Annotated in this window: 6 protein-coding genes and 1 rRNA gene; 6 read left to right on the top strand and 1 reads right to left on the bottom strand. The window is 45.8% G+C overall.

Annotated features, from left to right (window positions below):
• Nucleotides 1-107: ribosomal RNA gene (rrf, locus tag EL84_RS30365) — 5S ribosomal RNA — on the top strand; the annotation flags it as partial.
• A 212-nt stretch (nt 108-319) separates the two neighbouring features.
• Nucleotides 320-760, top strand: coding sequence for a hypothetical protein (locus EL84_RS30360; protein ID WP_017691399.1), 441 nt, complete (start codon nt 320-322; stop codon nt 758-760).
• Between the two features lie 640 nt (nt 761-1400).
• On the opposite strand, the gene EL84_RS30350 is transcribed toward EL84_RS30360, so the two are convergent.
• The gene (locus tag EL84_RS30350; protein ID WP_036606136.1) at nt 1401-1925 is read right to left on the bottom strand and encodes a hypothetical protein; all 525 of its coding nucleotides are present in this window, start codon (nt 1923-1925) and stop codon (nt 1401-1403) included.
• Between the two features lie 499 nt (nt 1926-2424).
• Here EL84_RS30350 and EL84_RS30345 point away from each other — a divergent pair, with 499 nt between their 5' ends.
• The 4 genes from EL84_RS30345 to EL84_RS30330 all read left to right on the top strand — a co-directional run bounded on the left by EL84_RS30345 (nt 2425) and on the right by EL84_RS30330 (nt 6294).
• Nucleotides 2425-2610 (top strand): sigma factor G inhibitor Gin, encoded by a 186-nt coding sequence (locus EL84_RS30345; RefSeq protein ID WP_017691396.1) that lies wholly within the window; start codon nt 2425-2427, stop codon nt 2608-2610.
• 257 nt (nt 2611-2867) lie between these two features.
• Nucleotides 2868-4694, top strand: coding sequence for an aminotransferase class I/II-fold pyridoxal phosphate-dependent enzyme (locus EL84_RS30340; RefSeq protein WP_047844522.1), 1827 nt, complete (start codon nt 2868-2870; stop codon nt 4692-4694).
• 509 nt (nt 4695-5203) lie between these two features.
• Nucleotides 5204-5632, top strand: a complete 429-nt coding sequence (locus EL84_RS30335) for a CidA/LrgA family protein (protein WP_053061686.1) — start codon at nt 5204-5206, stop codon at nt 5630-5632.
• Nucleotides 5602-6294: an LrgB family protein gene (locus tag EL84_RS30330; RefSeq protein ID WP_053061685.1), complete on the top strand. Its 693-nt coding sequence runs from the start codon at nt 5602-5604 to the stop codon at nt 6292-6294. The genes EL84_RS30335 and EL84_RS30330 overlap by 31 nt, the downstream gene beginning before the upstream one ends.
• Nucleotides 6295-6367 lie beyond the last annotated feature (73 nt).

The following is a 6367-nucleotide window of genomic DNA, read 5'->3' as shown; positions in this document are numbered from 1 at the left end:
ATGGCGGAGGGGTTCCACACGTACCCATCCCGAACACGACCGTTAAGCCCTCTAGCGCCGATGGTACTTGGACCGCAGGGTCCTGGGAGAGTAGGACGCCGCCAAGCAAAGAACCACTGCCGATGTTATTCGGTGGTGGTTTTTATTTGTTTATAAGGATTAAATATGATAAGTGGAAGCTCTGACATGATCGATACTGGAAGGTAACATTTTTGTTACGGATAACAGCGGCAAAACCAGTATAATAGGACTATGTTAAATATGCTAAAAGTACCTGACCACAGAGCTGGAATGTGCAGCTGTGAAAAGGAGGGTGTGTGTGTTAAGTTGGCGGAGACTTGGACTACAATCATTTCTGTTGCTTTGTCTGACCGTTGTTCTAGCAGGATGCGGTGAAGCTTCAGGATCTGTATGGACTTCATATGAAGGTGCGGTGAACGAGAAGAGTTTTCCGGTGCCGAAAGTAGCGAATAAATCTGACCAGTCTGAAAATAATTCGGATATGGATTATGTTCGATATACGCTATCTGGTATTAGTGAGAGTACTAGCTTGCCTGAGGTATATCTAGACGAGATTAAAAGCTGGGGTTGGACAGAGAGGCAAGCCAAGGGTACATCCAATGAATCCAGTACCTTGCGTGTATTTGCAAAGGAAGGACATACTGTGCATTTAGCAGTACATGATGGTTCCTTTACACTAATGGTTCCTAGAAATGATGCTACTCAAACAACAGTTAAATCATTGGCTGAAGATGATTGAGCTGGTTCAGGTATGGTTTGGTATGATTAATTAACGCTGTGATGTTCCTTATATATAGTAAGCTCCCGTGTACTTGATCGGGGGCTTTTTGTTATTTGGCGAATTAGGTTTTAGTAATGATCGGAGAAGCTATCACGTATGGTGGATCAGAGGTCATACAGGTTCAGAAGGAATGGAGCAGCTTCTTATGTTCACGTATAGGTGGTATTTGTGCTTGAAGCATAGGGGAGTGTAGAGCGCTAAAAGTAGAGGGGGAGAGATATAAGTTGCATAAAGGTATTGAGGTAATGAAAGGCTGATGGAAGCGACCATAAGGGGGATAGAGCTGAGACTGAGTGAGAGATCGCTTAAAGGTGTAAGATCTACGAGATATCTGGGGTTATGAGGATATGGAGCAGCGGGAGGAAAAGAGGAGAAGAACGGAGCCACGAGTGGGGATAACTCATTTAACTATGCCCATGCTGTGGATAATGGATGAGAAGGGAACAATAAATAAAGGTTATCCACAGTGGATAACCTTTATTTGCGCATATGAGGAACGATACACGATTATGTTTTTGCATCAGATTATTCGAAGGGCTCAGCGGTTATGTATTACAAGTAAGTAAGGTACATTGAGTATTGCATAAATGAGGGAGTGTTATTGCAGATAATATGAGACATCTTGTTCATTCAATTTGATGAGTCCGTCTTTGCGCTCACGGGAGAGTACCATTACAACATACAAGCGAGGACCCAGCAACCACAAATGCCAGAAGATCAGCGAGAGGGTGAAGGACAATGGCGACCATATCAAACATACTGTAATGATACATAGTCCAATCCAGCTCATGTTAAGGTGTACCCGGACAAACATACGGAAGCTAAAATGCTGATCAGGGATATAACCTAACCAGGGCATACGCATATTCCAGCGCCAGCGTTTGGCGTAAGAGGTACGGACCAGAAGCAATATGGTTCTGGCGATGACATAATGAATCCAGATGGTGATTGGACCTGCCAGTACAAAAAAGAAGAGGCCAGTCCAGGAGAATGCGAGTAGATTGAATAAGAGCATGATGACCGGCAGACACAGATAGCTGTAAATGACACTGCGGGCGATAGCCTTTTTTTTCAGAAGCCGGTATTGATAAAATGTTGCTTTATTCTCCGGTTCGGCGATCATACGATTATATATCCTCCTTCGGATTCACGTTTGTGTGGTTAGGTATTCGTTTTTCTTACACGAGTAAAAGGGAATGAATCATACATGTATGTATATATGAACCTTGTATCTCACGCCATAACGATTGTACAAGATATTGAGATTCGACGGAGCTTATCTCAGTATACTCCCGAATACAAGGACTGTCAGGCTTTGATATCGTTATCATGTATTATATATCGGCTGGGATTCCAAGTTTTTTTAAGGAAATTAAATATAAGTTTGAGTCAGGCCAAGGGATACGTGATGTAGAGGTAAATGCGATGGAATGTAGGATAACTGTATATACATAAGCAGGTGAATGTTCTTGTAGGGAGAATGAATGTATTTTTCGGTACAGACACCCAAGAGGGGGTGGGCGAATATATATATTTTATAGAAAGAAAGCACTATGAAAATGTTTAAAATAATAGAAACTGTGCAATACTGATAGTAAACGTAAAACAAGGTGGGATGGTTCATGGAAGAACATGCCGAACACACATGTATTATCTGCGAGCAAAGAAAAAGAGAAGGCATTTTTATTGTATCTGAATTCATATGTGACACTTGTGAAGCAGAAATGGTTCATACTGACGCGCAGGATGCCAAGTACAATTATTTTATTCATCAAATGAAGCAAATTTGGGTACAAAAAAACGCATAATAAATGTTGCTAATAGAAGTAGAAGCGAAACATCACATTGTAACGATGCTGATGTGTATAGAGGCCCAATGGGCCTTTTTCTGTTTTTAAGAGGAGAGATTGTCTTGTATGCCATCTTGGGAAGGCGTATGCTGATATAATGGTATAGATCATTTGCAGTAGAGCGTGTGGAGATGGGGAAGAAATGCTTTCCTTGGATTAGGAAGAATTTTGGAGCGCATAGGGCGCACATTATATATGTACAGGATGGTTATTTCATGGATCATAAAAATAAATCAAGTAGAGCCCCTTTATATGAAGCGTTGCTTGAGTATCGTGATTCGAAGCAGCGTTCTTTTCATGTGCCTGGGCATAAGAATGGACAAGCTTATCAACATTTGGTAGAACAAGCAGAAGCAGGGCAACCTCCAGTTAAGGATATCGTCAATGAGGAATACCCGCATAACAGAGAGATCCAGAATGATGGAGGAAAGAGTTTTAACCAAAAGGTAGAGCGTTTCAGTTCGGTGGATGAACATGGGGCTGATCTGGAGAGCGTGGAACGACTCAGCGTTGAAGGGGCTCACTCGGAATTAGAACTGGTACCGGTGCGTTCATTTCTGGAGATGATGGAGATGGATGTTACGGAGATTACGGGCACCGATGATTTGCACCATCCGGAAGGTGTAATCCAGGAAGCACAGAAGCTTGCGGCAGATTGTTTTGGAGCGGAGGAGAGTTTCTTCCTTGTGGGAGGAAGTACAGCAGGTAATTTGTCTCTATTGCTAACTGTGTGTGATGAGCCAAACAGTATTGTGCTGGTGCAACGGAATGTGCACAAATCCGTTATTCACGGGTTAATGCTGGCAGGAGCAAGAGCTGTATTTCTGGAGCCGTGGGTCGATCCTGCGTCTGGACTTGCGGTCATGCCGTCTGTGGAGACGGTGCAGGCTGCTGTCCAGTCCTATCCTGAGGCAAAGGGTGTATTAGTCACTTTGCCCAATTATTACGGCATGGGCGCTGATCTTACGCCCATAGCCGAGGTATGCCACGCCGCTGGCATGCCATTGCTCGTGGATGAAGCGCATGGCGCGCATTATGGGCAGCATCCGGAGCTGCCTGTCTCTGCACTGTCATGCGGAGCAGACGGTGTCGTGCAGTCGACACATAAGATGCTGACGGCCTTCACCATGGGTGCCATGCTGCACATTCAGGGACCACGGTTAAACCGGTCCCTGTTAAGGCAGCGCCTGGCCATGGTGCAAAGCTCAAGCCCATCATACCCGGTGATGGCTTCGCTTGATCTGGCGCGCCGGCTGCTGCATGTGCAGGGCGCGAACACATTCACGGCGGGGCTCGCCGCCGTGAATGCCTTTAAGCGCGGCCTCGCGGAGCTGCCGCGCTTCCAGTTGCTGCAGCCTGCACAGCCGCTGCAGCCAGAACCGCCAGCCGGAACAGCGAAGCCGGCTGGCATGTCCGTGTCCGCTGCGCAGCAGACACGGGAGGGCTTGACCGCGGCGGCGATGCCATCTGCCGCGGGGTATACCGCTCAGGACCCATTCAAGGCCGTCATCTATGACGGCACAGGGGTGCTGAGCGGTTATGGGCTACAGCAGCAGCTGGAAGCGTGCGGCTGTGTGCCTGAGATGAGCGACGAACGGTACGTCGTCTTGCTCTTCAGCCTGGGCTCAACGGTGCAAGATGCTCAGCACCTGTTGCAGGCTTTACACCATATCAGCTCTGCCGTTGGGCATGAGCAGATCCAATCCAATGCAGAGTCATCTCATCGGCTTGCGAAAGATTCGGCGCATTATATTTCCACGTGGAACAATTTACAAGAAAAAACTCGCTACTCGGAACCGATTTCCTTTACACTGCAACCGATTGTGGAGACGGATACGATCAATGTCCCGATAGAAGAAAGCGCGGGTTGTCGATCAGCTGAGATGGTAGTTCCGTATCCTCCAGGGATTCCGCTTGTATATCTGGGTGAACGTATTAGTCTATCGATGGTGGCACGTATACAACTCCTGCGGGATGAGGGTGCAAAGTTTCATGGGGTATCCGATGCATCTCTACAGTCATTGAAGGTTATGAAGGAATGAAGGGAACACATGAAGATCTGAATTGCATTCACCAATAGGTAGGCAATATGACCAATAAGGATAGCGATACCGGACCCTACACATGTGAGGGTCTCTTGGTCATTAATCTAGTTGCTAGGGTGTGTCTTCAAACTCAGGCATGCAATACGTTGAAGGATATAAGGGTCCAACAGCTTGAAGTCAGGGATTGCTGATCCTGACGAATTGTCCAGACGACTTTCCAAGGAACCGATGACGTCTTATTTAGCCTTCGAGTCCTCCTTTTATTTTGTAAGGAACCTGAGACACGTTATTAACCAAATTCACCTAACAAACACGCTGTAAACGGATGGTTATTCCAATATAGCGTGTTACAGATTCCTTAGATTGCTGCGGGCGCTTCAAATCGCTGAATAAGACGTCACAGGGTCGTTAGCGCTCCCGCTCCGTGCCCTGCTCCAGACACGTTCAGTTTGAAGACACGCTCTAGTTCAACTTATACAGATAGACATAAGAAAGAAGGGAACACTTTGGGTATTCCGCTAAAAAAATATACAGGAATAGTCCTGCAAGTTTTGTTGATGTACGGTTTTTATTGGATTGGAAACTTGATTCAAGCTGTACTACATCTGCCGTTAACAGGAAGTATTGTGGGCATGCTGGTATTGTTTGTCGCCATTCAACTGGGATGGATCAAAATGAGCTGGGGAGAAGAAGGGTCGACGTGGCTTCAATCTCATCTGCAATTGTTGTTCATCCCGCCAACTGTGGGCATTATTAATCATTTTGATTTTTTTAGAGCGAACACCTTGTTATTGGTTCTGGGTTTGATCGTTAGCACATTAATCACATGTCTGATATCTGCCAAATTAAGTGAGTGGCTTATGACATGGAGATCGTCTCATTCAGGCAAAAAGGAGGCGATCACTTGTCAGCATTCATCCTCGGAATTGGAATGATCGCGCTAACCATCGCTGTATATATTCCAGCCAATCGTCTATATAAAAGGCTGAAATGGCCGATACTTATGCCTGTACTCACAACGACTGCCATACTGATCCTGATTTTGGTGATCTCCGGTATAAAGCTGGATACGTACATGCTGGGTGGCAAATGGATACAGGAGCTCTTGGGTCCAGCAGTTGTATCTCTCGCTTTTCCCTTGTCCAGACATCTGCATGTGCTGAAGCAAAATATCATTCCAATTGTGGGTGGAACAATCGGAGGCAGTATTACAGGTGTCTCCACAGGTGCTTTAATCGCCATTCTGCTTGGTTATCCTCAAGAGATGGTCATCGCTTTATTGCCAAAATCAGTGACAACTCCTGTGGCTATTCAACTCGCTAATCAGGTTGGAGGGAATGCCTCATTTACATCGCTGTTTGTGATGATTGCAGGATTCTCAGGGATATTATTGGGGCCGATGCTCTTGAAATGGGCCAAAGTCCGCAGTAAACATGCCTATGGGATTGGACTGGGTTTAGCATCTCATGCCCTCGGCATGGCAAGGTCTTTTGAATATGGAGAGAATGCGGTAGCCCTCAGTTCAGTTTCCATGATTGTCAGTGCCATTGCCGGATCAATTATGCTTCCATTATGGGTATGGATTATCTACGGTTGAACGCTTTACTTTGTTGTTCATGTTGGAGTAACCGCTGACCTATAGTATGATAGAAAGAAACAAGCTTGTATGA

The sequence above is a fragment of the Paenibacillus sp. VT-400 genome (genome assembly GCF_001029205.1).
GTDB lineage: Bacteria > Bacillota > Bacilli > Paenibacillales > Paenibacillaceae > Paenibacillus > Paenibacillus amylolyticus.
The sequence above is the reverse complement of the archived record's forward strand: the minus strand, read 5'-3'. Positions and strand labels throughout refer to the sequence as shown.

Excerpts from the sequence above, each read along its gene's own strand:
- EL84_RS30350 (WP_036606136.1), bottom strand. The coding sequence starts at position 1,925 with ATGATCGCCGAACCGGAGAATAAAGCAACATTTTATCAATACCGGCTT.
- EL84_RS30345 (WP_017691396.1), top strand. The coding sequence starts at position 2,425 with ATGGAAGAACATGCCGAACACACATGTATTATCTGCGAGCAAAGAAAA.
- EL84_RS30340 (WP_047844522.1), top strand. The coding sequence starts at position 2,868 with ATGGATCATAAAAATAAATCAAGTAGAGCCCCTTTATATGAAGCGTTG.